Annotated in this window: 27 protein-coding genes; 16 read left to right on the forward strand and 11 right to left on the reverse strand. The window is 61.9% G+C overall.

All coding sequences use genetic code 11. From position 1 onward, the window contains the following. Positions 1–67 precede the first annotated feature (67 nt). The 3 genes from DTP52_RS23650 (at position 68) to DTP52_RS23660 (ending at position 3326) form a co-directional block, all read left to right on the forward strand. Complete coding sequence (locus tag DTP52_RS23650; RefSeq protein ID WP_109755517.1) at positions 68–448, forward strand: RidA family protein; 381 nt, start codon at positions 68–70, stop codon at positions 446–448. Between the two features lie 534 nt (positions 449–982). Then, positions 983–1315 (forward strand): DUF6124 family protein, encoded by a 333-nt coding sequence (locus DTP52_RS23655; protein ID WP_109755518.1) that lies wholly within the window; start codon positions 983–985, stop codon positions 1313–1315. Between the two features lie 247 nt (positions 1316–1562). Beyond that, positions 1563–3326, forward strand: a complete 1764-nt coding sequence (locus DTP52_RS23660; protein ID WP_109755519.1) for an L-lactate permease — start codon at positions 1563–1565, stop codon at positions 3324–3326. Between the two features lie 55 nt (positions 3327–3381). On the opposite strand, the gene DTP52_RS23665 is transcribed toward DTP52_RS23660, so the two are convergent. Then, positions 3382–3717, reverse strand: a complete 336-nt coding sequence (locus DTP52_RS23665) for a hypothetical protein (protein WP_109755520.1) — start codon at positions 3715–3717, stop codon at positions 3382–3384. A gap of 247 nt (positions 3718–3964) precedes the next feature. On the opposite strand from DTP52_RS23665, the gene DTP52_RS23670 reads away from it, so the two are divergent. Next, the gene (locus DTP52_RS23670) at positions 3965–4621 is read left to right on the forward strand and encodes a polysaccharide lyase family 7 protein (RefSeq protein ID WP_109755521.1); all 657 of its coding nucleotides are present in this window, start codon (positions 3965–3967) and stop codon (positions 4619–4621) included. Positions 4622–4639: 18 nt separating this feature from the next. On the opposite strand, the gene DTP52_RS23675 is transcribed toward DTP52_RS23670, so the two are convergent. The 3 genes from DTP52_RS23675 to DTP52_RS23685 form a co-directional block, all read right to left on the reverse strand. Next, entirely contained in the window at positions 4640–5872 is a 1233-nt protein-coding gene (locus DTP52_RS23675; RefSeq protein ID WP_109755638.1) for a nucleoside permease, read from the reverse strand. Positions 5873–6078: 206 nt separating this feature from the next. Beyond that, a complete protein-coding gene (locus DTP52_RS23680) occupies positions 6079–7158 on the reverse strand; it encodes a sugar phosphate isomerase/epimerase (RefSeq protein WP_109755522.1) in 1080 nt (359 codons plus the stop codon). Continuing rightward, positions 7155–8330 carry a Gfo/Idh/MocA family protein gene (locus DTP52_RS23685; RefSeq protein ID WP_109755523.1) on the reverse strand — a complete coding sequence of 392 codons (1176 nt, stop codon included), beginning with the start codon at positions 8328–8330 and terminating at the stop codon, positions 7155–7157. The genes DTP52_RS23680 and DTP52_RS23685 overlap by 4 nt, the downstream gene beginning before the upstream one ends. Before the next feature lie 167 nt (positions 8331–8497). Here DTP52_RS23685 and DTP52_RS23690 point away from each other — a divergent pair, with 167 nt between their 5' ends. Beyond that, positions 8498–9496 carry a LacI family DNA-binding transcriptional regulator gene (locus DTP52_RS23690; protein ID WP_109755524.1) on the forward strand — a complete coding sequence of 333 codons (999 nt, stop codon included), beginning with the start codon at positions 8498–8500 and terminating at the stop codon, positions 9494–9496. A 173-nt stretch (positions 9497–9669) separates the two neighbouring features. Here the strand turns inward: DTP52_RS23690 and DTP52_RS23695 are convergent, their stop codons facing one another. Next, entirely contained in the window at positions 9670–10761 is a 1092-nt protein-coding gene (locus tag DTP52_RS23695) for an SMP-30/gluconolactonase/LRE family protein (protein WP_109755525.1), read from the reverse strand. A gap of 96 nt (positions 10762–10857) precedes the next feature. Continuing rightward, complete coding sequence (locus DTP52_RS23700; protein ID WP_109755526.1) at positions 10858–11988, reverse strand: sensor histidine kinase; 1131 nt, start codon at positions 11986–11988, stop codon at positions 10858–10860. A 244-nt stretch (positions 11989–12232) separates the two neighbouring features. On the opposite strand from DTP52_RS23700, the gene DTP52_RS23705 reads away from it, so the two are divergent. Then, positions 12233–13198, forward strand: coding sequence for a DMT family transporter (locus tag DTP52_RS23705; protein WP_109755527.1), 966 nt, complete (start codon positions 12233–12235; stop codon positions 13196–13198). Between the two features lie 214 nt (positions 13199–13412). Then, positions 13413–14273 (forward strand): CAP domain-containing protein, encoded by an 861-nt coding sequence (locus DTP52_RS23710; RefSeq protein ID WP_109755528.1) that lies wholly within the window; start codon positions 13413–13415, stop codon positions 14271–14273. A 198-nt stretch (positions 14274–14471) separates the two neighbouring features. Here DTP52_RS23710 and DTP52_RS23715 read toward each other — a convergent pair whose 3' ends face one another. Further along, positions 14472–15005 carry a cysteine hydrolase family protein gene (locus DTP52_RS23715; protein ID WP_109755529.1) on the reverse strand — a complete coding sequence of 178 codons (534 nt, stop codon included), beginning with the start codon at positions 15003–15005 and terminating at the stop codon, positions 14472–14474. Positions 15006–15044: 39 nt separating this feature from the next. After that, complete coding sequence (ggt, locus tag DTP52_RS23720; protein WP_109755530.1) at positions 15045–16772, reverse strand: gamma-glutamyltransferase; 1728 nt, start codon at positions 16770–16772, stop codon at positions 15045–15047. 162 nt (positions 16773–16934) lie between these two features. On the opposite strand from ggt, the gene DTP52_RS23725 reads away from it, so the two are divergent. Further along, entirely contained in the window at positions 16935–17366 is a 432-nt protein-coding gene (locus DTP52_RS23725) for an N-acetyltransferase (protein WP_109755531.1), read from the forward strand. Positions 17367–17423: 57 nt separating this feature from the next. Here DTP52_RS23725 and DTP52_RS23730 read toward each other — a convergent pair whose 3' ends face one another. After that, complete coding sequence (locus DTP52_RS23730) at positions 17424–17774, reverse strand: hypothetical protein (RefSeq protein ID WP_109755532.1); 351 nt, start codon at positions 17772–17774, stop codon at positions 17424–17426. A gap of 142 nt (positions 17775–17916) precedes the next feature. Between DTP52_RS23730 and DTP52_RS23735 the strand changes: the two genes are divergently transcribed. From DTP52_RS23735 to DTP52_RS23770, 8 genes are all read left to right on the forward strand, one after another. Then, the gene (locus DTP52_RS23735; RefSeq protein WP_109755533.1) at positions 17917–18177 is read left to right on the forward strand and encodes a hypothetical protein; all 261 of its coding nucleotides are present in this window, start codon (positions 17917–17919) and stop codon (positions 18175–18177) included. Between the two features lie 2 nt (positions 18178–18179). Beyond that, on the forward strand, positions 18180–18515 hold the full coding sequence (locus DTP52_RS23740) for a DUF6388 family protein (protein ID WP_109755534.1): 336 nt from the start codon (positions 18180–18182) through the stop codon (positions 18513–18515). A gap of 237 nt (positions 18516–18752) precedes the next feature. Next, a complete protein-coding gene (gene tusD, locus DTP52_RS23745) occupies positions 18753–19145 on the forward strand; it encodes a sulfurtransferase complex subunit TusD (protein ID WP_109755639.1) in 393 nt (130 codons plus the stop codon). Continuing rightward, positions 19146–19508 carry a sulfurtransferase complex subunit TusC gene (tusC, locus tag DTP52_RS23750; RefSeq protein WP_109755535.1) on the forward strand — a complete coding sequence of 121 codons (363 nt, stop codon included), beginning with the start codon at positions 19146–19148 and terminating at the stop codon, positions 19506–19508. After that, positions 19508–19801, forward strand: a complete 294-nt coding sequence (gene tusB / locus DTP52_RS23755) for a sulfurtransferase complex subunit TusB (RefSeq protein WP_109755536.1) — start codon at positions 19508–19510, stop codon at positions 19799–19801. The genes tusC and tusB overlap by 1 nt, the downstream gene beginning before the upstream one ends. Further along, on the forward strand, positions 19798–20133 hold the full coding sequence (locus DTP52_RS23760; RefSeq protein WP_109755537.1) for a TusE/DsrC/DsvC family sulfur relay protein: 336 nt from the start codon (positions 19798–19800) through the stop codon (positions 20131–20133). The genes tusB and DTP52_RS23760 overlap by 4 nt, the downstream gene beginning before the upstream one ends. Further along, positions 20130–21131 carry a glycosyl transferase family protein gene (locus DTP52_RS23765; protein WP_109755538.1) on the forward strand — a complete coding sequence of 334 codons (1002 nt, stop codon included), beginning with the start codon at positions 20130–20132 and terminating at the stop codon, positions 21129–21131. Before DTP52_RS23760 ends, DTP52_RS23765 begins: the two co-directional genes overlap by 4 nt. An 88-nt stretch (positions 21132–21219) precedes the next feature. Continuing rightward, positions 21220–22224, forward strand: coding sequence for a glutathione S-transferase family protein (locus DTP52_RS23770; protein WP_109755539.1), 1005 nt, complete (start codon positions 21220–21222; stop codon positions 22222–22224). A 141-nt stretch (positions 22225–22365) separates the two neighbouring features. On the opposite strand, the gene cysG is transcribed toward DTP52_RS23770, so the two are convergent. Further along, entirely contained in the window at positions 22366–23760 is a 1395-nt protein-coding gene (cysG, locus tag DTP52_RS23775; RefSeq protein ID WP_109755540.1) for a siroheme synthase CysG, read from the reverse strand. Beyond that, a complete protein-coding gene (serS, locus tag DTP52_RS23780) occupies positions 23761–25041 on the reverse strand; it encodes a serine--tRNA ligase (RefSeq protein WP_109755541.1) in 1281 nt (426 codons plus the stop codon). Between the last annotated feature and the right edge of the window lie 8 nt (positions 25042–25049).

Below are 25049 nucleotides of genomic sequence, written 5' to 3' on the forward strand. Positions count from 1 at the left end.
CAGGAACGGCGCAACAATGGACGGTAAACTGCGGCGCTCCTTTTTCTTTTCCAGCATGAGGCTTTGCATGAGCAACCCAGACATCACGTTCGTTCCAGATCCGGATGCGGATTCCATTTCCTCCGACGTCGCCGGCTTCGGCGGCCTGCTGGTTTCCACGCAAATCCCCACCCACGCCGATGGCAGCCTGGAACTGGGCGATATCGCGCTGCAGAGCGAATGCACACTGCAAGCCCTCAAGACCGCCTTGGAGCGCGCCGGCAGTTCCATGGACCGAGTCCTGCACCTGACCATCTATCTGACCGACATGGCGGATCGCGCCGCTTTCAACGAGGTTTACAAACGCTTCTTCGCCAAGCCTTGGCCGGTTCGTGCAGCGGTGGGCGTGGCCGCGCTGGCGGTCGAGGGGATGAAAGTGGAAGTGACGGCGATGGCGGCGAAGGGCTGAACAGGCACATTGCTCTGTTGGCCTGAGTAAGCGCTTTTGTGGCGAGGGAGCTTGCTCCCGCTGGACTGCGCAGCAGGCCCCGGTTTTTTGTTTCAACGCAGATTTTTTTGGGGCGGCTTCGCCACCCAGCGGGAGCAAGCTCCCTCGCCACGGGTGTTTTGTTAACCCAGGCTCCCAGTCCAGCAGGGGACCTTGTTTATCCCGATGTAGGATCGTTCGGGTTCGGGCTACGTTGTCTTGCGCCATTCCCTACAACTGCGCCAGAATCCGCCGGCTTGTGCGTCTAGGGGGGTGGGCTCTATCGTTTCCGGGTCGCTGACGAATCAGCGATCGGGTTTGGTAGCCCGGTTTTCCTGGCGCACATACATCCTGATGCAAGGGACTTCTACGTCCTCTGTTTTATGGTGGTCATGCGCAGGGCGTTCTCGGACGCGCCGGGTTGCCAGGTAACCGGTCTACCAACCTTCGTATGGCCGCCACCCTTCGTTTGGTAGCGAGAGTGATGGCTCCTATTTCTTATCTGGAGTTTCATCTATGTTCAAACCAACACCCAACCCACCAGACACCGATCCCCACTCAAAAGCGTTCGACAAAGCCGCCGACCGCATCCTCGACCACTACCTCAAGCCCAAACCCGGCAAACCCGAGGCCGATCCAGGCCCACTGTTCACCGTCGCCAACGGCGTCGACACCGAAACCCTGCTCGCCAACCTCAGCGAAAACCTGGCCTCGGCCAACGCCATGGTCAGTGACCTGGCCTTCGACCTGGAAGGTCCCAGGCGCCACATCGCCCTGGGCATCCAGCAATTGATTGAACTGAGCGGACTGCTAGCGAACCGCGCGCTGGACAACGTCGAAGCACGCTAGCCGGGCGCATCAACTTTGTGGCGAGGGGATTTATCCCCGCTGGGCTGCGCAGCAGCCCCAAAAAGGCAGGTAGGGATCAACCTGACACACCGAGTTGACAGACATTGGGACTGCTGCGCGTCCAGCGGGGATAAATCCCCTCGCCACAGGGGTTGCCTGGCAGTCCCCTCCCCCAATCCCCGCCTATACTTCTCTGCCAATCCCCCCTGGGGCCTGCACTTCCAACAATAAAAAGCAGAGGTGGAACATGGTCTGGCAACAAGTCTACGATCCCTTCGGTAATGCGGTGCTGTCCACGCTCCTGGCGGCGGTTCCGGTGGTGGTGATGCTGGCCTCCCTGGCGTTCTTTCATGTCAAGGCGCACCTGGCGGCGTTGCTGGCCCTGGCCTCGGCCTTGCTGATCGCGATCTTCGCCTTCGGCATGCCCGTCGGCATGGCCGGGTCTGCGGCACTTTATGGCGCGGCCAACGGGCTGCTGCCCATTGGCTGGATTGTCCTCAACATCATTTTCCTGCACCGCCTGACCACCGAGAACGGCTCATTCAAGGTCCTGCAAGATTCCCTCGCACGCATTACCGACGACCGACGCCTGCAATTGCTGCTGATCGCCTTTTGCTTTGGTGCGTTCTTCGAGGGTGCGGCGGGCTTCGGGACGCCGGTGGCGGTGACCGGGGCGATCCTCATCGGGCTGGGCTTTTCGCCCCTGGCCGCCTCAGGCCTGGCACTGATCGCCAACACCGCGCCCGTGGCCTTCGGTGCCCTGGGCACGCCAATCATCACCCTGGCCAAGGTCACCGGGTTGGATGAAATGGAGCTGTCGATGATGGTCGGTCGGCAGTTGCCGTTTTTCTCCGTGCTGGTGCCGTTCTGGTTGATCTGGGCGTTTGCCGGGTGGCGCAAGATGCTGGAAATCTGGCCGGCGATCCTGGTGGCCGGCGTCAGCTTCGCCATCCCGCAATTCCTGGTATCCAACTACCACGGTCCGATGCTGGTGGACGTCATCGCCGCGCTGATTTCCATGGCCTGCCTCACCGGCTTCCTCAAGGTTTGGAAACCGGCCACGGTGCACACCTCCGCCGCGCTGTCCGGGCGAGTCGACAACTCGAAGATCGACGCCAGCGAGGATGAACAACCCACCGCCAGCGCCGCATTTTCCAGCGACACCCGCCCCGCCGTGCTCCGGGCCTGGATGCCGTGGATCATCCTCACGGTATTCGTGTTCGCCTGGGGCACGCAGGGTTTCAAGAACCTGTTCGATACTCGCCCGGCGCTGGACCCGCAGACCCAATCAGCCAAGCTCGACCCCCAAGGCAAGCCGATGCGCGAGGCGAATCCGATCTTCTCGCCCCTGGTGACCTTCGGCACCATCCACCAGCAGATCGAAAAAGTCCCGCCGGTGGTGCCCCAGCCTAAAACCGAGGAAGCGGTCTACAAGTTCAACTGGTTCACCGCCACCGGCAGCGGTATCTTCCTGGCGGCGATTCTCGGTGGCTTGCTGATGGGCTACTCCATCCCGCAACTGCTGCACCACTACTTGCGAACGCTCTGGGTGGTGCGCTACTCGCTGATCACCATCGTGGCAATGTTGGCCCTGGGGTTCCTCACGCGGTATTCGGGCCTGGACGCGACCATGGGCCTGGCCTTCGCCGCCACGGGCATTTTCTACCCCATGTTCGGCACCTTGCTGGGCTGGCTCGGCGTCGCGCTGACCGGCTCGGACACCGCGTCCAACGTGTTGTTTGGCGGCTTGCAACGGGTCACATCCGAGCAGTTGGGCATCAGCCCGGTGCTGATGGCCGCGGCCAACAGTTCCGGCGGGGTCATGGGCAAGATGGTCGATGCCCAGTCGATCGTGGTCGCCTCCACCGCTACCCGTTGGTACGGCCATGAAGGGGAAATCCTGCGCTACGTGTTTTTCCACTCGGTGGTGCTGGCGATTCTGGTGGGCGGGCTGGTGACGTTGCAGGCGTATGTGGCGCCGTTCACGCATATGGTGGTGGGAGGACGTTAACGGAGATATCGATCATTCCCACGCGGGAGCGTGGGAATGTTCAAGAACAGCAGTGTTACTGAACGCTTTTCAGCTTGACCACATCACCGGACACCGAGGTGGTGTAGCCGGTCAGGACCCAGGCCCAGAACCAGTTTTCCTGGACTTGGGTGTTGATCATGGCGTCGCCGCCCTTGGCCTTGATCGCCGCGGTCTGGGCGCGCACGAAACGGTTGTTCTGCTGGATCGGGATCACGCCGAACAGCAGCAGGCCGGTGGCCTTGGCTTCACTGTGGCCGACAACGGTGTATTGGCTGGCATCGTACTGCTGGGTCTTCATCGGGGTGCCGGTGCAACCCGCCAGGGCCAGGCCGAACAGTGCGCAGGCGACAACTTTACTGATGTGGTTCATTGAATACTCCATGAGAAAACGCCCGGGATCCGTCTCTCGGGCGGCGCGTACTCTAACCGATCAGCATCAAATTGACATTATCCCGCGCAATTAGCAGAACTACCTGGGAGGCTCAGCGCAGAGCCATTCGTCAGTTGCCCCTGCAGCCAAACGGGCCCTCGTCGATAACATGGACACTGTGCCACAGAAGGTAATCTTGCCCATTCCGGCTGATGAGTAATGGCCGGTTCTGTTGGAGCATTTGATCATGATTGACCTGACTGTCTGGAACATCACCCTGCCCGTGCAAACACCCGCGCAGGTCGTGGCGACCAAAGCCATGCCGGCCCTGAAAAACAAGTATTTCGACAATAACGGCCAGCGGATCGTCTTCTGGGCGCCGGTCACGGGCTCCCATACCGGCAAAAGCGAATACCCGCGCTCCGAACTGCGGGAAACCAGCAAAGACGGAAAACTGCGCAATTGGCGCTACAACAGCGGCATCAATACCCTCAAGGGCACCCTGGCCGTAAACCAGGTGCCTTCCGAAGGCCGCGTGGTCGTGGCGCAGATCCACGCCAAAGACGCCCCCACGCCGTTGTTGAAGCTGGTGTACCGCTACGCCAAGGGCACCGGCAATATCGACGTGGAGTACCGGGTCAAACCCAAGGACAAGAAGAGCCCGGCGATCTACACCGTGCCAAACGTACCGCTGAACAAAGCCTTCTCCTACTCGCTGCAAATGGACAAGCAAGGCAAGCTCTCGGTGCTGATCAACAACGTTGGCAAACAGGTGAAGCTGGACTCGTCCTGGTACGGCTACGATTTCTATTTCAAGGCCGGCGTCTACACGCTGGATAACAAAGGTTATTCCAACGAAGGCGGGAAAGTGACCTACACCAGACTGGACGTCAGCCACAAATGACTGACGCCCAGCCCTGTCTCAGGCCTTTGACGGCGTAGCGAGCGCCTGCTGGCCGCGGAAGGTAAACAGGAAACAGACGAGCACCAGCAACGCGAACCCGGCCGGGAACAGCCAGATGCTCTGCCAGTCATGCCCGCCAGCCACGACAAAGCGATCGGTCACCTGCCCCGCCACCCAAAAGCCAATCAACATCCCCACACCATAGGTCGCCAGGGTAATCAGGCCCTGGGCCGAGCTGCGAAAACGCTCCGGCGCCTTGGCATCGGTGTAGATCTGCCCCGAGACAAAAAAGAAGTCGTAGCAGATACCGTGCAGGGCAATGCCGGTGAACAGCATGAACGCCAGGTCGCCGTTATTGCCGTAGGCGAACAACACGTAGCGCAACGCCCACGCCAACATACCCACCAACAGCGCCAGCTTGATGCCGAAGCGCTGGATGAACAGCGGCAACAGCAGCATGAACAACACTTCCGATACCTGCCCGATGGCCATCTTCGCCGTCGGGTTGGTCATGCCGGTTTCGGCCAGGAATGGGTTGGCGTTCTGGTAATAGAACGCCAAGGGAATGCAGATCAGGATCGAGGCGATGAAGAACACCAGGTAGCTGCGATCCTTCAACAGCCCCAACGCGTCCAGCCCCAACAATTGCTTGATGCCCCCCGTGCTCGCCTGTTCCTTGAGCGGAGCCGTGGCCGGCAGCGTGAAGCTGTAGAGCCCCAGGACCAGGGACGCGATGGCCGCCATCAGGAAGGTATTGCGCAGGCCGCCTGCCGAGATCGCTTCGCGCGAATCCCAGGCGAACACGAAGCTGATCACCACACCCGCGACGATCCAGCCAATGGTGCCCCACACCCGGATGCGGGAGAACTCCAGCGCCGGGTCGCGCATCTGCCGGAATGCCACGGAATTGACCAGGGCCAGCGTCGGCATGTAGATCACCATGTACACCAGCACGTACGGGTAGAACACGCTGAAATCCGCCGCCGAATACAGCTGATACAGCAACACCGCGCCAAGCAGGTGCAACACCGCCAGGATCCGTTCGGCGTTGAAGTAGCGATCGGCGATCAGGCCGATCACGAACGGCGCGACAATCGCTCCCCACGACTGAGTGGAAAACGCCATGCCGATCTGCCCGCCGCTGGCGCCCAGGGTGCTGGAGAGGAAGGTGCCGAGGGTGACGAACCAGCCACCCCAGATAAAGAATTGCAGGAACATCATCACGCTCAAGCGTGCGTTCATCGTGGTCATGACCATCACCGTTTTATTGTTGTTCTTGTGAAAAATGAAAAAGCGCACCGCTTTTGTTACAAAGGGATTTACTCCCCATTGTGGGAGCAAGGCTTGCCCGCGATAGCCGCGCCACCGTCTCACAGTTGAACCGCGTATTCGTTCATCGCGGGCAAGCCTTGCTCCCACAATGAGTTTCCTCGCTACAGGGTTTGGGGTTGGCCCGGTTACCTCAACAAACCCAACAGCCGCCGGTTGGAGTCCTCATCCGCGGTGACGCTGGCGAAATCGTCGAACGCCTTGCCAGTCTTGCTGATCATGTGCCGCTGGATGAACGCCGCCCCTTCTGCGGCGCCCTGCTGCGAATCCTTCAGGCAACACTCCCATTCCAGGACCGCCCAACCGCTGAAATCGTATTGAGTCAGCTTGCTGAAGATCGATTTGAAATCGATCTGGCCATCGCCCAACGAGCGGAACCGCCCGGGGCGATCGACCCAGCCCTGGTAACCGCCGTACACCCCGGCACGGGCATCGGGGCGAAATTCGGCGTCCTTGACGTGGAACATGCGGATGCGTTCGTGGTAACGGTCGATGAAGCCCAGGTAGTCCATCTGTTGCAGCAGCAGATGGCTCGGGTCGTAGAGAATCGCTGCCCGTGGATGATGATCGACCGCGTCGAGGAAGCGCTCGAACGAGGCCCCGTCGTGCAAGTCTTCGCCGGGGTGGATTTCGTAGCACAGGTCCACGCCGGCCGCGTCGAAACAGTCGAGAATCGGCAGCCAGCGCCGGGCCAGTTCGGCGAAACCTTGTTCCACCAGGCCCGCCGGGCGCTGCGGCCAGGGGTAGAGATACGGCCACAGGAACGCACCGGAAAACGTCGCGTGGGCCTTGAGGCCCAGGCGCTGGCTGGCGCGGGCGGCCAGCTTGAGTTGCTCGATCGCCCATTCGGTCCGGGCCTGGGGCTGGCCGCGCAGATGTGCTGGGGCGAAGTCGTCGAACAGCGTGTCGAACGCCGGGTGCACCGCCACCAATTGGCCTTGCAGGTGCGTCGATAACTCGCTGATCTCTACGCCAGCCTGGGCACAGGTCGCCTTGAGCTGATCGCAATAATCCTGGCTCTCGGCGGCCCGGGCCAAGTCGATGTATTGCGTGCCCGACGTCGGCAATTGAATGGCCTTGTAGCCTTGCGACGCCGCCCACTGGGCGATGTTGGCCAGGGTGTCGAACGGGGCTTCGGCGGCCATGAATTGCGCCAGGAAAATACCTGGGCCACGCAGGCCACTCGGGGTCTTGTCGAGGGTTTTCACAACAGGGAAGCTCCGGTTTGTACGGTGGTCCACTTGGCGTCGCCACGGTGGTTGAGGATGGCGGCCTCGATGAACGCCATGCCACGCAGGCCGGTCTCGATGCCGGGCACGCCGGGGATGTCGGGGCCTTCGACATGGTTGCGAATGGCTTGGGCGAAATCGCCGTAGAGGTTGGCCATGGCCTCCAGATAGCCCTCGGGATGTCCGGCCGGCAGGCGCATGCGACGCTGGGCCGCCTCGCACAGCCACGGCTGGCCGACACCGCTACGCAGGATGCGCAGGGGTTGGTCAAAGGCGCGATGGATCAGGCTCGCCGGTTCTTCCTGGCGCCATTCCAAGGCACCCTTGTCACCGTAGATGCGAATTTTCAGCGGGTTCTCTTCACCGGTGCAGACCTGGCTTGCGAGCAATACGCCGCTGGCGCCGTCCGCCATCTTGAACAGCATCGCCACGTCGTCATCCAACTGCCGGCCCGGTATATGCGTGCCTAACGCGGCGCATAGCTGTTGGATAGGCTGGTCCGCGACGAACTCGGCCAGGGAAAACGCATGGGTACCAATGTCACCGATGCAACCGCCCAAACCGGACTGCAAGGGGTCGTCGCGCCACTCGGCCTGTTTGTTGCCCTGGGCGGCGACATCCTGGCTGAGCCAGCCTTGGGGATACTCGACCAGCACCTTGCGCACCTGGCCGATCACGCCCGAACGCACCATCTCCCGCGCCTGCCAAACCATGGGATAGCCCAGGTAGGTGTGGGCCAGGCCGTAGAGGCAACGGCTGCCTTGCAGCACCTCCCTGAGGGCCAGCAACTCTTTGAGGTCCAGGGCGGCGGGTTTCTCGCTGAACACATGGAAACCCGCTTCCAATGCCTGGCTGGCAATGGGTGCATGGAGATGATTGGGTGTGACGATCACCAGCAGTTCCATGCGCTGATCCAGCGGCAGGAGCGCTTCGGTGTCGAGCATATGCTGCCAATCGTGATAACAACGGGACGCGGCCAGGCCCAGGGCCGCGCCGGTCTGCCGAGTGTTGTGAGGGTCGCGGCTGAACGCGCCGCACACCAGTTCAAAACCGCCGTCCAGCCCCGCCGCCTGACGATGGGCCTGACCGATGAAAGCGCCCTCGCCACCGCCGACGAAGCCCATTCTTATTTTTCGTACTGCAGGATTCATCGCGATTCTCTTCTTGTCAGCATGATGATGTAACCGGTTACATCATGGCGAAAATCTAGGCTCAGTTTCCTGGTGTGTCAAACCCGATCTGTCCGCACCTGAACATTTGTGAGGCGCTCAACCTGCGGTAAGCTCCCCAACCGTAGCCCCTGCCCCTTGAGGTGATTTTGTCCAACATTCGTGAAGTGGCCCGGCTGGCCGGTGTATCAGTGGCCACGGTGTCCAGAACGCTGAAATCACCCGAGCGGGTGCTCCCCGAAACGCGGGACAAGGTCAACGCCGCGGTGGAACAGGCCGGCTATCGGCCGAACCTGATGGCGGTGCAGTTCCGTTCCCGCCGCACCGGCAACCTGGTGATCCTGGTGCCGACCATCGCCAACACGTTTTTCGCCCGGGTCATCAGCGGCGCGCAGCAGGCCGCGCAGGCGGCGGGCTATCGGTTGCTGCTGTGCGACACCCAGGGCCGGGAAGCCATCGAACGGGAGTTCGCTGCGCTGGTCTACTCCCACCAGGCCGACGGAGTGATTCAGTTGCGCGCCAGCAACCCTTTTGAATCGCTGCCCCCTGGCGCTGAATCCCTGCCGCTGGTCAACGCCTGCGAAGTAGTCAAAGGCGCCCCCTACCCCACCATCAGCCTCGACAACCGGGCCGCCGCCCAGGCCATGACCGAGCATCTGATCGGCCTCGGCCATCGGCGCATCGGCATCATCAAGGGGCCACGCAGCAGTCCCCTGACCCTGGACCGCGTATCCGGCTATCAGGACGCCCTGCGCCAGGCCGGTATTGCCATCGACCCCAACCTGATCTGCCATGGCGACTTCACCTTGAAGGCCGGTGACGATGGCGCCGGCGCGATGCTGGAACTGGCCGACCGCCCCAGTGCGCTGTTTTGTGAGAACGACGAGATGGCCATCGGCGCGCTCAGGCGCATCAAGCAAATGGGCCTGCGGGTGCCCGAAGATATTTCACTGGTGGGTTTTGACGACATCCCGTTCGCTGCCTATTGCGACCCGCCACTGACCACCATTTCGCAACCTGCCGAAATCTTTGGCCAAAAAGCGGTAGAGATGCTGATCGCGCTGATCGAGAAGAAGCCGCTTGCCGAACGGCATGTGGTGTTGCCGTTTGAGTTGACGGTGCGTGGCAGTACGGCATCCCTGGCCTAACAAGGAACCTGTGGCGAGGGGATTTATCCCCGTTGGGCCGCGAAGCGGCCCTAAAACCTGACATCTTGGTGTGTCAGGCTCATAAGGTTGACTGAGCTTAGGGCTGCTTCGCAGCCCAACGGGGATAAATCCCCTCGCCACAATGGTCGACAACCTGAAGATCCGTTGCTACATCAGGCAAACGTCGCCCCCCGGGTATTCACGAACAGCGAATACAGCGAGTGGCTGCCGGCCATGAACAGCCGATTGCCTTCCCGCCCGCCAAAGCAGACATTGGGGCAGCGCTCCGGCAGGGAAATGTGCCCGATGGCCTTGCCCTCGGGGTTGAATACCCGCACGCCATCGAGTTTTTCCAGGTCGGCCTTGGGATCGCCGTTGCCACCCCAGCCACACCAGAGATTGCCGCTCTCATCGCATTTGATGCCATCGATAGCCGCGTAATCCAGGCCTTCGATGTGCTTGCGCCGCTCCCCCAGCGTGCCGTCGTCCTTGACGGTGATCGCCCAGATCAAGCGATTGGGTTTGGCCCGGCCTTCGACCACATAGAGGATTTTCTCGTCCGGGGAGAAACACAATCCGTTCGGCCCCGCCAAGTCGTCGATCACCCGGCTGACCTTGCCGGTTTCACCGTCGATGCGGTACACCGCGTGGGGCTGGGCAGGCGTGACTTTGTGTCCTTCGTAATTGTTGCCGGTCTGGAACGGTGGGTCGGTGAACCAGACCGAGCCATCGCGCTTGCACACGATGTCATTGGGCGAATTGAGCGGCTTGCCCTCGAAACTGTCTGCCAACACGGTAATGGTGCCGTTGTGCTCGGTACGGGTGATGCGCCGACCTTCGCTAGAGGTGGTGGAGCCCTCGCACACCAACAAACGTCCCTGGCGATCGCGGCACATGCCGTTGGAGAAATTGGAGTTCTCGCGGTACACCGACAGGCCACCGGTGACTTCGTCCCAGCGCACGATGCGGTTGTTGGGAATGTCGCTGACCAGCAGGTAACGACCATCGCCCACCCACACCGGCCCTTCCGCCCAACGCAGGCCGGTGGCGAGTTTTTCCACACTGGCGTTGAAAATGCGCAAGTCCATGAAGCTGGGGTCAAGGATATTGATCAGCGGGTCCGGGTAACGCTGGCTCAGAGGCTCGGCCTGAGCCAGCCCCGGCAAGTTACCGAGGGTCGCGGCGGCCGCCGAGACCACCAGGGATCTTTTCAGGAATACCCGGCGGCCCTGATCGGTTGCAATTGCAGATTGCGAAGCATCCATCGTGCGTCTCCGTTAATTATTATTGGACGGGACGACAGTTTTACTACGTGATAAGACATCGTACAAGCATACGCACCCGTTCATCCGAACAATCTGTCAGTCCGGATGCAGCGGTATGCGAACGGTAAAGGTCGTGCCGACTCGCGCCTTCGAATGGACCTCAATGGTGCCCTTATGGGCCGATACGATCGCCGAGGCGATGTGCAGGCCCAGTCCGAGCCCGGCCGTGGAACCGTACTGCATCTCACCGCTGCGCAGATGCCGGATCATCGGGTTGAAAATACTGGCAATGGCACCTTTCTCGATAGGCTTGCCCTGGTTGTTGATCGCAATCACTGCCATATCCTCTTCAGCGCTCAACGAAACGGTAATCGGCGTGCCCTCGGCGCCATGTTGGACGGCATTGCCGATCAGGTTGGAGAACACCTGTTCCATGCGTGCCTGGTCAAACAGCCCTTCCAGGGGACCGCTGGTTTCAAAAAGGATTCTGTTTTCCGGGTGATAGGCCCGCGCCTCCTCCACCATGCCTTCGCAGGCCGCCACCAGATCGCCGTTGAAGCGTTGCACCGGAATGCCCGAGCCCAGTTGCGTACGGGTGAAATCCAGCAGATCACCGACGATTTTGTTGGCTCGCTTGACGCTGGTGTAGATGCGCGACGTGATCTTGGTAGCTTTGGCGGGCAGGTCCCCGGCCCGCAGTAGCACTTCGGAGCTCAGCAGGATCGCGCCCAAGGGGCTGCGCAAGTCATGCCCGAGAATGCCGAGAAAGATATTGCGCGACGCATCCACCGCCCCCGAGTAACTGACGACGGACTCGGCCAAGGCCTGATCCACGGCCTCGTTGAAGCGAATCAGATCATCCATGACCTGTTTGTGATCCAGCTGGGTGTGCGGCATCCAGAGCATGAGCACGCTGGTGCGCAGGGCCCGGTATTCGGAAACCATTTGCTCCACGGTGAAACCCGAGGACTGGCGGATAACCGCATGGGTTTCGGCGGCGGTTTCGGCATCAGCCACCGGCGCCTCCCCGTGGGACTTGGCAATCTGTTCCTTGCGCGTTTGCGAGGTGCGCAAGTCGGCGGCGATGGTACGCAACATCTGCTCGGCATGGTCGCGCAGGGCCACGGAATCCATGCCAATGGACGCGGGGGTGATGGTTTTGGCGAAGTCTTCCCACGCCTGAAGAATCGGCTCGATATTGTCGAGAATGAAATCAGCCAGGCGCATGAGTGGTTCCGCAAGAAGGGTAATGCTGTAAACCACACAGCGGCCAGGTTCGTTGTACAGCAAAGCGCCAGACAATGTGCGCGGTCTTGCAAGGTCGCCACGCCGTTGTAGCCGTTGAACAGGCTACGAACCTTGTCTCTTGCCACCCTATGAGGTAAAAACCCTGATGTTGTACGACAACCTATAACTAAAAATAGCTGATCCGGGGCCTGTTGCCCTGGCGGCCGCCTTCGAGACACCTGCCATGAATCGCCCCATCGCCGCACCTGACCTCCCCACGCCATTACCCCGCCACCTCGCGGTACTCGTCCTGCTGTGCATGGGCTGTGCCTTCGCCGGCAACCATGTCGCCGCGCGCGCCGCGTTTGATGACGGGGCCGGCGTGCTGCTGGCAATCCTGTTGCGCTCGGGCGGAACACTGCTGGTGTTGGCGGCGCTGGTGCTCTGGCAGCGACAGAGCCTGCGCCTGCCGTCCGGTGCGTGGCGCTGGCAATTGACCCTGGGGCTGTTGATCGGCGCCCAGAGCCTGTGCCTGTACTCCGCCGTGGCACGGGTGCCCGTGGCGTTGGCATTGTTGGTCGGCAACGTGTTTCCGATCCTGCTGGCCCTGCTGACCTGGGCGCTGGGAGGGCCCCGCCCGACGGCGCGCACCGCCGCGTTGATGGGCATGATCCTGGTGGGCCTGGTGTTCGTGCTGGAAGTGCCGGCACGGTTATCGTCCGGGCAGGACGTCGGCCCGCAATGGCTACTTGGGGTGGGCCTGGCCTTCTGCGCCGCCTGCGTGTTTGCCTGCGCGCTATGGATCACCGATCACAAGCTATCCCAGGTGCGTGGCTCGGTACGCAGCCTGCTGACGATTTTCATCGTCTTCAGCAGCGTCAACCTCGCCGGCCTGACCGGCGCCCTCCCCGGCGGTTTCGACCTGCCGGCCAGCAGTACCGGCTGGTTCGCCCTGGCGACCCTGGTGGTGCTCTACGGCACCGGATTCATTGTGCTGTTCATATCCGTGCCGCGCCTGGACATGCCGCGCAACGCCCCGGTGATGAACATCGAACCGCTGGCAACGTTGCTGATCGGCTGGCTGGTGCTGGACCAGATGCTCAATCCGGGCCAGGTGATGGGTGGCGCGATTGTGGTGACCGGCATCGTGTTGCTGACCTATCGCAAGGTTGAGCGGGACAAGGTGGCTGTGGCTGAAGCGACGAATTGAACTGACCGAATGCCTTTGTGGCAAGGGATTTATCCCCTCGCCGCAAGGGTGTTGTGCCACCTCGCAGAGAGTCTCCGGCCTCCTGAAACTTGTTCCCAAACCCACAGTCCTACCCCAGCCGTGAAAACCTCGCCAACCTGCTGCGACGCGTTTTCCAGCTGATCGGCGCCAAGCCTGGCGCTATGGCAACTCCCCCTCTTGAGCCGTTCGTCCCATGCGCCATCCTGTTCGCTCTTGCCGTTTCGTTTCGCTGTGCTTGTTGACCCTGTTTCCTTTACTCACCAGTCCCGCCCATGCCCGCGGCGAAAGGCAACTGGTGGACGCCATCAACGACTTCCGTGGCCAGTCGCGCCGTTGTGAATGGCGCACGGTACGTGCCACCCAGCCGCTGGTGCTGCGATCGAGCCTGGGCTTGCCGATCGGTTTTCGTGGAGGCCTGCGGGAAACCTTGAAAGACGCCGGCTATCAAGCCCGGTCCGTGCGTAGCATCCGCCTGACCGATGCACGGGACGCCGAAGAAGCCTTTGACATGCTGGCAGACGAACATTGCGCAGCGCTGCTGGACAACCAGTACGCTGACATCGGCGTCAATCGGGTCGGTGATGAATGGCGCGTGGTGCTGGCGCAGCCCATGGGCGGTACGCGGATGGACGATGCAGGTTCGGCGGACAAGACACTGCTGGCTCAAGTCAACGCCGCCAGGGCCAGGCCGCGGATGTGCGGGAGCCAGCGCTTCGCGGCGGCTCGGCCGCTGAGCTGGAACGCCGCGCTGGGAGCCGCCGCCCAAGGCCACAGCCGGTCGATGGCCCGCGAGAATTTTTTTGCCCACCGCGATCCGGACGGTCGCTCCACCTCCGATCGGGCCAAGAGCGCCGGCTTTCGCGGACGTAAATTGGGCGAGAACATCGCCGCCGGCCAACGCTCACCGAGCCAGGCCCTGCACGACTGGCTCGCCAGCCCGGGGCACTGCGCCAACCTGATGAACCCGATGTTCACCCAGATGGGCGCAGCTTCCGCCAGCGACTCGCGCAGCGATGCGGGGGTGTACTGGACGATGGTGTTAGGCGCGCCTTGAGGAGCCAGAATCGCCCAAACTTGCAAACAGCGAATCTGTGGCGAAGGGGATCCCCACCTGTGGGAGCAAAGCTTGCTCGCGATGAAGATAACGCGGTCTCCCTGGGAACCGAAGCGCATGCATCGCGAGCAAGCTTTGCTCCCACACAACGGGGATAAATCCCCTCGCCACAGGGGTCAGACAACCTTGTCTTTCGGATCAGAGGCGGACTTCAGCAGCCGGCACCACGTCGATCCGCGACACCGCACTGCTCAGCCGCCCCAGCCGGTTGTTGTGGTTGGCGATTATCTGCTCGGCGGACATGCTGCCGTTGGCCACCGTGGAGTGGGCGTCGGCGGCCAGGACCACGTCGAACCCCAAGGCATGGGCCTGGCGCACGGTGGCGTTGATGCAATAGTCGGTTTGCAGCCCGCAGATCACCAGGCGATCAATGCTGCGGGCTTGCAGCAGCGACAGTAGATCGGTCTGGTAGAAGGCGTCCGGCGTGGTCTTGCGCACCCGCAGGTCATCGGCCGCGGTCAACAGGTCGTCGGCCAGTTGCCAGGCGGCAGAGCCATATGTCAACGAGCCTTCCAACTCTTCGTGCTGGACCAGGATCACCGTCAAGCCGAGGGCCCTGGTCTTGGCGGCGAGGTCGTTGATGGTCCGGATGACGCGCTGGATGTCGAAGCATTCCTCTTCGCCGCGGCACAGTGCGTTCTGGACGTCGATGATCAGCAATGCGGTGTTCATGGCTTTCCTCTTGAAAACGCTGCTCGATCCCAACCGCTATCAATAGCCCAGCGATAAGCCGGTGTTGCGACGGGGGTCGTTGGCGCCATAGAAACGGTTCTTGCCGACTGGCTTACCACCCAATGACGGCGCGCCGACCAGAATCGCGGCAATGTGGTTGGGGTCCTGCGGGCCGGCAAACTTGTGCCCCCAGCTTTCCAGCAGTTTCTGGGTATCGGGGCTGGCGGCGAAGGTTTCGAGGTTGGTTTGCTCCGGCATCCATTGCTGGTGAAAACGCGGCGCATCGACAGCCTCCTGGAGGTTCATGCCGTAGTCGATCACGTTGAGGATGGTCAGCAACGTCGCGGTAATGATCCGGCTACCGCCCGGGGTGCCCACCACCATGACCGTCTTGCCGTCCTTGGTGACAATGGTCGGGCTCATGGATGACAGCGGCGCCTTGCCCGGCGCGATGGCGTTGGCCTCGCCCTGCACCAGGCCATACATGTTGGGCACGCCGACCTTCGCGGTGAAGTCGTCCATCTCATCATTGAGAATCACCCCGGTCTTGCTCGCCATGACGCCGGCACCGAACCAATCGTTAAGGGTGTAGGTGACCGAAACGGCGTTGCCCCACTTGTCGACGATGGAGTAATGGGTGGTGTTGCTGCCCTCATGGGGCGCCACGCCGGGCTTGATCTTCTGGGAGTCGCCGGCCTTTTGTGGCTCGATCGCCGCCCGCAGCTTGGCGGCGTAGTTTTTATCCAGTAGATGATCGATGGGGTTCTTCACGAAGTCCGGGTCACCCAGGTAGCTGTTGCGGTCCACGTAGGCGTGACGCATGGCTTCGATCTGATAGTGCATGCCCTGGGCCGAATGGAAGCCCAGGTCCTTCATCGGATAACCATCGAGGATGTTCATGATCTGGCACAGCACCACCCCGCCGGAACTGGGCGGCGGCGCCGAGATGATGTGGTAGCCGCGATAGTCGCATTCCACCGGGGCCAGCTCGCGGGTCTTGTACTTGTCCAGGTCGGCCTGGGTGATGATGCCTTTGTTGGCCTGGCTGGACGTGACCAGGGCATCGGCCACCCAACCTTTATAGAAACCATCGGCGCCCTTGGCGGAGATTTCCCGCAGGGTCTTGGCGAGGTCTTTCTGCACCAGCTTCTGGCCGACCTGCATCGGTTCGCCGTTATGCAGGAAAATCGCACCGAAGTCGCGCATGTCCTTCTTGAACACATCGGTGGCGGTTTCCAGCAGATCGACATCGCCCTGCTCCAGGGTGAAGCCTTCCTCGGCGAACTTGATGGCCGGGGCGATCAGTTCCGCCCGAGGCTTGCTGCCATACTTTTTCAACGCCAGCTCCATGCCGGAGACAGTGCCGGGCACGCCCACGGCCAGGTGCCCACGGGTGCTGAGGTCAGGAACGACGTTGCCGTCCTTGTCCAGGTACATGTTGGCGGTGGCGGCCAGGGGGGCTTTTTCGCGGAAATCCAGGAAGGTCTTGCGGCCGTCGGCCAATTGGAGCGTCATGAACCCACCGCCGCCGAGGTTACCCGCCGCCGGATACACCACCGCCAGGGCGTATCCCACCGCCACCGCCGCATCCACGGCATTGCCGCCATTCTTGAGCACGTCGACACCCACATGGGTCGCCAGGTGCTGAGCGGTGACCACCATGCCGTTCTCGGCGGCCACCGGTGCCTGGGAGGCAGCAAACGTCGATAAACAACCGAGGGTCAATGACGTAGCGATGAGGGTCCGGGCTAAGGATTCGAACTTCATGAGTCGGTCTCTTCTTGTTTTAAGGATAGGGATCGCTTCAAAAGCATTAGGCAGTATGGCCCGGTTTGTGGAATGCGCTTGTCAGCCGTCGGCTGGGTTACGGCGACATCCCCTTTGAGATAGGCTCGTGCGTTGATTTTTTATTGAATAGGGACATCACCGATGACGCTGCGAATCGAACGCACGGACACGCCCACCGACGAAGAACGTCAGGCCATTCTCGCTCCGCTACGGGCCTATAACACGGCCAAGACTGGCGGGACGGTGCCTGAGCTGGTCGCTTGGCTGGTGCGGGACGAACACGACGAAATTGTCGGGGGGCTCTACGGCCGAGTGTTTTTCCGCTGGCTGTATATCGAGTTGCTGGTGGTGCCGGAACAGGCCCGGGGCCAGGGCACGGGCTCGACCCTGATGCAAATGGCCGAAGAGTTGGCCCGGGAGAAAAACTGCGTGGGCATCTGGCTGGAGACCTTCGACTTCCAGGCGCCGGAGTTCTACCGCACGCACGGCTTTACGACAGTCGGCCAGATCGACGACTACCCGCCGGGCCACCAGCACTTCTTCCTCCAGAAGCGCCTGGCTCCCGCCGACTGAAACCCGACCTTGTGGAGGCGAGCCTGCTCGCGATGGCAGGCACCTCGATCTGCCTGCTTAAAGACAAGTCGCCAACGCCGCCAACCGGCGCTTGGCCACGAAGTCGTCATGCTTGGCGTAATAGTTCAACGTCGTACCGTCAGCACCGGTTTGCAAATCGACAAACGCTTCGGCGGAGCGGGTGTAGACCGTCGAGCCCCCCTGCTTGCCCGGTTGCAGGTAGGCACCAGCATCGACACCGAACACCGTTTCGTCCTGCCAGGAGAACTGCACGCACTGGGCCACGACCTGTTCGGGTTTGTCCGAGGTCATGATCTTGTATGGGGCCTGGGTCCGGGCCTCGTTCATCGCCGAACCCGCGCAGCCGGCCAGCAAGGTTGCGGCCAGGGCCACCGTCAACATTCGCATTGCGTTCACTCATCAAGAAAAAAACGGACTGTAGCACTGCGGCCCCCGCCTTCGTGCTGCTTTACTGAAATTTACACGGGACATCGGCCTGCGATTCGCGCAACCTGTCGCGCCATTGCCACCAGCCATCGCGGAACACTCCATGACCCCCAACGCCGAGTTCTACAAACCCACCGCCGAATACGCCGACAAACTCATCAGCCAGATCGGCCAGACTCCTTCCTGGATCGCCAAGCGAATCGGCGTCACCGACAAGCGGATTCGCTACATTCTCGACGGCGAACGCACCGTCAAGGGCGAAACCACGCCGATCCAGATGACCTACACCGAACAGTTCGCCCTCGAATGTCTCGCGGCTGCGGCCAAGGCCAGCAAAAAGCAGTCTTCATCCCCTAAGGAGTGATCATGGCGGCAACCGAACAGCAACACGAACAGGCCTTGGAAAAGTTTCTCGACGAGCGTCCCGAACTGCGCATCGAGTTGGACCACCTCAACCCGCTGCTGGCCCAGGCCAAGGGCGAGACCGCTGCGCAGTACCGCGCTGAGCGGCTGCATGAAGCCTTCGAAGCCGAGGCCGAACGCCTGGGCCTGTTCGCCTGGGAACTGACCCTGCAACTGACCGCCGCCTCCCCCGAGGACTACCAGGCCCAGCGCCTGGAGGTACATAAGGAAGTGGCGGAAATGGCGGGGATGGAGTGGGCGGAGTATTGCGAACTGCATGGCCTCAAAACCCAAGGCTGAACACATCCCTGTGGCGAGGGGATTTATCCCCGCTGGGCTGCGAAGCAGCCCCTCTTCCAGTCACCGCAGTCTGTCTGATGCACCGCGTTGGCAAACCCAGGGGCTGCTTCGCAGCCCGACGGGGATAAATCCCCTCGCCACACAGTGTTCACCCCATGCCCTGGTGAACACCCTTGGCAATCGCCCCTGCGCCCATAAAGCTTTATCATGGCCGCAGTTTTGCTGATCGGGTCTGTCATGAAGTTCGCCATTGCGCTGTTTTCCGCCGCCCATGCGCCCTCCTCGCGCCGAGCCCTGTTGTTTGCCCAGGCTGCGCTGGCAAGTGGGCATGAAATCGTGCGGTTGTTTTTCTATCAGGACGGCGTTTATAACGCCGCCAGCAGCGTCGTCACCCCCCAGGACGAACAGGACCTGCCCCAGCAGTGGCGCGCGTTCGTCAGCGACAATCGGCTCGATGGCGTGGTCTGCATCGCGGCGGCGTTGCGCCGTGGTGTGTTGAACGACGAGGAAGCCCAGCGCTACCAGCGTTCTGCGGTCAGCGTCGAAGCACCCTGGGCCTTGTCCGGGCTGGGTCAGTTGCACGATGCGATCCAGGACGCCGACCGTCTGATCTGCTTTGGAGGCGCGTGAATGGCCAAGTCGTTATTGCTCATCAGCCGCCAGGCCCCATGGTCCGGCCCCGGCGCCCGTGAAGCGCTGGACATCGTCCTGGCCGGTGGTGCGTTCGACCTGCCCATCGGCCTGCTGTTTCTCGATGACGGCGTGTTCCAGCTCACGTCAGGCCAAAACGCCAAGGCGGTCCAGCAAAAGGATCTGAGCGCCAACTTGCAGGCATTGCCGATGTTCGGCGTCGAAGACCTGTTCCTCTGCGCCGCCAGCGCCGCCGAACGCGGCATCGCCACCGATGCCCTGGCACTGGGCGAGGTAAAAGTACTGACTGCGCCGGACATCGCCGCGCTCATCGACCGCTACGACCAGGTGATCACCCTCTGATGTCGACTTTGCATGTGTTGTCTCATTCGCCCTTCGGCGATAACCGCCTTGCCAGTTGCCTGCGGCTACTGGGCAATCAGGATGCGCTGTTGCTGTGTGGCGACGCGACGTATGCGTTGCAACCGGGCAGCCCACCGTTTGAAGTGCTGCAAGCCGCTGGCGTGAACCTGTTCGTGCTCGCCGAAGACCTCCAGGCCCGTGCCCTGGACACACCAGACTGGGCCGAAGCCATCAACTATTCAGGTTTCGTCGAGCTATCGATCGAGCACGACAAGGTCAACACCTGGCTATGAAGACGCTGAAGGTGGGCGAGCGCACCATCGCGCTGGACAAGGACGGCTACCTGGCCGACCTTGATGACTGGTCGGCCGAGGTGGCCACGGCCCTGGCAACCGCCGAAGACATTGAGCTCGGCCCCGAACACTGGGAGATCCTCGAACTGCTGCGCGGTTTCTACGACGAATTCCAGCTTTCCCCCGCGACCCGGCCGCTGATCAAGTACACGGCACTGAAACTGGGCGCGGACAAAGGCAACAGCCTGCACCTGAACCGATTGTTCAAAGGCACTCCCGCCAAACTCGCCGCCAAGCTGGCGGGCCTGCCCAAACCGACGAATTGCTTATGACCGACTTTCCATCGCTGTCCCTTGAGACCCCGGCCGAACACCCGTTCGCCCAGTTCGTACGCATCCTTGGCAAAGGCAAGCGCGGTGCCCGCAACCTGACCCGCGAAGAAGCCCGCGAGTCCATGGGCATGGTGCTCGACGAAAAGGTCGAGGACACCCAGCTTGGCGCCTTCCTGATGCTGTTGCGGCACAAGGAAGAAAGCGCTGAGGAAATGGCCGGCTTCACCGAAGCCCTGCGCGAACGCCTGGTGGTCCCGGCGTTGACGGTGGACCTCGACTGGCCGACCTATGCCGGCAAGAAGCGCCATTTGCCGTGGTACCTGCTGGCGGCCAAGTGCCTTGGGCAGAACGGCGTGCGGATTTTCATGCACGGCGGCGGTGCTCACACCGCAGGTCGGCTCTACACCGAACAATTGCTCGGCTTGCTGCAGATCCCGCTGTGCCGGGATTGGCAGCAGGTCGGTAGCGCGCTGGACAACGGCGGCCTGGCCTTCATGCCACTGGTGGACTGGGCGCCGCAAATGCAGCGGATGATCGACCTGCGCAACACCTTGGGCTTGCGCTCGCCGATCCACTCCCTGGCACGGATTCTCAACCCGTTGGGCGCCCGTTGCGGGCTGCAAAGCATCTTCCATCCGGGCTATCAGGCGGTGCATCGCGATGCCAGCGGTTTGCTGGGTGATACCGCCATCGTGATCAAGGGCGACGGCGGCGAGATCGAGATCAACCCGGACGCTGACAGTCACTTGTACGGCACCACCGGTGGCACCAGTTGGGATGAAGAATGGCCGCGACTGTCCGAACAACGCCACGTCAAGCCGGAAAGCCTCGACCCCGAGCACCTGAAGGCCGTCTGGCGCGGCGACGTTGAAGACAGCTACCCGCAACTCGCCTTGATCGCCACCATGGCCCTGGCCTTGCGCGGCCTGGGCCTGGCGCGCGAAGAGGCTTTCGAACGGGCCCGGCAATATTGGGATGCCCGGGATCGATCGATTTAGTCGATCATCAACGCCCAACCTTTGCGCTTTTAGTTCGAACCCATCGGCATAGACTGCCCTCCAATGTTTATTGGCCGAGGAGATCGAGATGGGTTTGTTAGTCGAGGGCCGCTGGCAGGATCAGTGGTATGAAAGCAAGGACGGCACGTTCCAGCGCGAACAGGCGCAACGCCGTCACTGGGTGACCACCGACGGCAGCGCCGGCCCCAGCGGCGAAGCCGGGTTTGCCGCCGAGGCCGGGCGCTACCATTTGTACGTGTCCCTGGCCTGCCCCTGGGCCCATCGCACGCTGATCTTTCGCAAGCTCAAGGGCCTGGAAGACCTGATCGACGTCTCGGTGGTCAGTTACCTGATGCTGGAAAACGGCTGGACCTTCGACAAGGCCCACGGCTCCACGGGCGACAAACTCGATAACCTGAGCTTCCTGCACCAGCGCTACACCACCGATACCGAGGACTACACCGGTCGCGTCACCGTGCCGGTGCTGTGGGACAAACGCCAACAGCGCATCGTCAACAATGAGTCGGCGGAAATCATCCGCATGTTCAACAGCGCCTTCGATGGGCTGACCGGCAACAACCTGGATCTTTACCCCGAACCGCTACGCAGTGACATCGATGCGCTGAACGAGCGCATCTACCCGGCGGTGAACAACGGCGTGTATCGCGCCGGGTTCGCCACCACCCAAGCGGCCTACGAAGAGGCATTCGACGGTTTATTCGCCGAACTGGACCGGTTGGAAGCCTTGCTGGCGACCCAACGCTACCTGGCCGGTGAATATCTGACGGAGGCTGATATCCGACTGTTCACCACGATAATCCGTTTCGACGCGGTGTATTTCGGCCACTTCAAGTGCAACCTGCGGCGCATCGCCGATTATCCGAACCTGTCGAACTGGCTGCGGGAGCTGTATCAGTGGCCGGGCATTGCCGAGACCGTGGATTTCACCCATATCCAGGGCCATTACTATGGCAGCCACAAGACCATCAATCCCAATGGGATCGTGCCCAAGGGGCCGAAGCAGGACTTCAGGGTTGGCCATGATCGGGAAAGGTTGAGTGGGGAAGGGATTTGGCTTGGTTCTGGGAAGTGATCTGGGGTCTTGATTGCCTCTGAAGGCCCATCGCGAGCAGGCTCGCTCCCACACTTGATCGTCGTTCAACCATGAATCTGCGGTTGTACACGGTCCACTGTGGGAGCGAGCCTGCTCGCGATTGGAGACAACGCGGTCTTCCTAAACCTGCCCCTGAGCCCCTTCAAACCAAGCCAGTTTCTCGCGCAGTTGTACCACTTCCCCAACGATCACCAGCGTCGGCGCATGCACTTCATGCTCGGCCACCAGCCGTGGCAAATCCGCCAGGGTGCCGGTGAAGACTCGCTGATTGGATGTCGTGCCTTGCTGGATCAACGCCGCCGGTGTGTCCGCCGCGCGACCATGCTTGATCAGCTCGTTGCAGATCACCGGCAATCCCACCAACCCCATGTAGAACACCAGCGTCTGGGCCGGGGACACCAGGTCGGCCCATGGCAAGTCGCTGGTACCGTCCTTGAGATGGCCGGTGATGAACCGCACCGACTGGGCGTAGTCACGATGGGTCAGGGGGATCCCGGCGTAGGCCGCACAACCACTGGCGGCGGTGATGCCCGGGACAACCTGGAACGGGATGCCGTGGGCCGCCAGCTCTTCGATCTCCTCGCCGCCACGGCCGAAGATGAACGGATCACCGCCCTTCAACCGCACCACTCGCTTACCTTGTCGGGCCAAGTCCACCAATTGCTGGTTGATCTGGTCCTGGGGCACGGCGTGTTCGGAGCGGCGCTTGCCAACGTAGATGCGCTCGGCGTCGCGCCGACACAGTTCCAGGATTGCCGGCGCCACCAAGCGGTCATACAGCACCACGTCGGCCTGCTGCATCAAGCGCAAGGCACGGAAGGTCAGCAGGTCAGGATCACCCGGCCCAGCCCCCACCAGATAGACTTCGCCCGGCGCGTTCGGCGCCTGGCCGTCGATCTTTTCCTGCAGCAGGCGCTCGGCTTCGGCACCCTGCCCGGCCAGTTGACGGTCGGCGATAGGGCCTTGGAACACTTCTTCCCAGAACGCCCGACGTTGCTGCACATCGGGAAACAAGCCTTTGACCTGGCTGCGAAAACGCGCCGCCAGCCCGGCCAGTTGCCCGTAGGTCGATGGAATCCAGGTTTCCAGCTTGGCCCGGATCAACCGCGCCAGCACTGGCGCGTCGCCGCCGCTGGACACCGCGATCACCAGGGGCGAACGGTCGACGATGGCCGGAAAAATCACACTGCACAAGGCTGGCGCGTCCACCACGTTGACCGGCACGCAACGCTTGTGGGCATCAGCCGACACCTGGGCGTTGAGCGATTCGTCGTCGGTGGCAGCGATGATCAGACCGCAGCCGTCCAGGTCCACTTCCACGTAGCCACGCAGGATGCATTCACCGCCGCTGCCACCGACCAGTTCCCGCAACTGCGGTTCGATATCGGGTGCGACCACCCGCAACAACGCGCCGGCATCGGCCAGCAGGCGAGACTTGCGCAAGGCAATCTCGCCGCCGCCAACCACCAGCACGCGGCTGCCGCGCAGGTTGTGGAACAGTGGCAAATAGTCCATTTAACCGATGACCTCGATGCCGCCCATGTACGGTTTCAACACCTCGGGCACACGGATCGAACCGTCGGCCTGCTGGTAGTTTTCCAGCACCGCCACCAGGGTCCGGCCCACCGCCAGGCCGGAGCCATTGAGGGTGTGGACCAGTTCCGGCTTGCCGGTTTCCGGGTTGCGGAAACGCGCCTGCATACGGCGGGCCTGGAAGTCGCCACAGTTGGAGCACGAGGAAATCTCGCGGTACTTGTCCTGGCTCGGGATCCAGACCTCCAGATCGAAAGTCTTGACCGCGCTGAAGCCCATGTCGCCGGTACACAGCGCCAGGATGCGATACGGCAGTTCCAGCAGTTGCAGGACCTTCTCGGCATTGGCGGTCAGGCTTTCCAGCGCCTCCATGGACTTCGAAGGCTCGACGATCTGGACCATCTCGACTTTGTCGAACTGGTGCTGGCGGATCATGCCCCGGGTGTCGCGACCCGACGCCCCGGCTTCACTGCGGAAGCACGGCGTGTGGGCGACGAACTTGATCGGCAGTTGCTTGGCGTCGACGATCTCGCCAGCGACGATGTTGGTCAGCGACACTTCGGCGGTCGGGATCAGGTACAGGTCGGCCTCGCCGTCGCGGCTGATCTTGAACAGGTCTTCCTCGAACTTCGGCAACTGGCCGGTGCCCTGCAAGGCTGGGGCCTGGACCAGGTACGGCGTGTAGGCTTCTTCGTAACCGTGTTCGGTGACGTGCAGGTTGATCATGAACTGCGCCAGGGCCCGATGCAGACGGGCAATCGGCCCGCGCAACAGGGCAAAACGCGCGCCGGAAAGCTTGGCGGCGGTTTCGAAATCGAGCCAGCCGAACTTCTCGCCCAGAGCCACATGGTCCTGCACCGGGAAATCGAAGACCTTTGGCGTGCCCCAGCGACGTACTTCGACGTTGCCCTCTTCGTCTTCACCGACCGGTACCGATTCGTGCGGCAGGTTCGGGATGCCCAGCAGGATCGAATCCAGCTCGGTCTGGATCGCGTCCAGCTCGACCTTGCCGGCACTCAACTCGCCCGCCATGCGCTCGACATCGGCCATCAACGGCGCGATGTCTTCGCCGCGCTGCTTGGCCTGGCCGATGGACTTGGAGCGCGCGTTACGTTCAGCCTGCAGGGCTTCGGTGCGGGTCTGGACGGTCTTGCGCTGTTCTTCCAGCGCTTCGATGCGCGCGACGTCCAGGGCATAGCCACGGGAAGCCAGGCGATCCGCTACGTCCTGAAGGTTGCTACGTAACAGTTTGGAATCGAGCATGTCGGTCT

It is taken from the genome of Pseudomonas sp. 43mfcvi1.1 (assembly GCF_900115935.1).
Taxonomy (GTDB): Bacteria; Pseudomonadota; Gammaproteobacteria; order Pseudomonadales; family Pseudomonadaceae; genus Aquipseudomonas; species Aquipseudomonas bijieensis.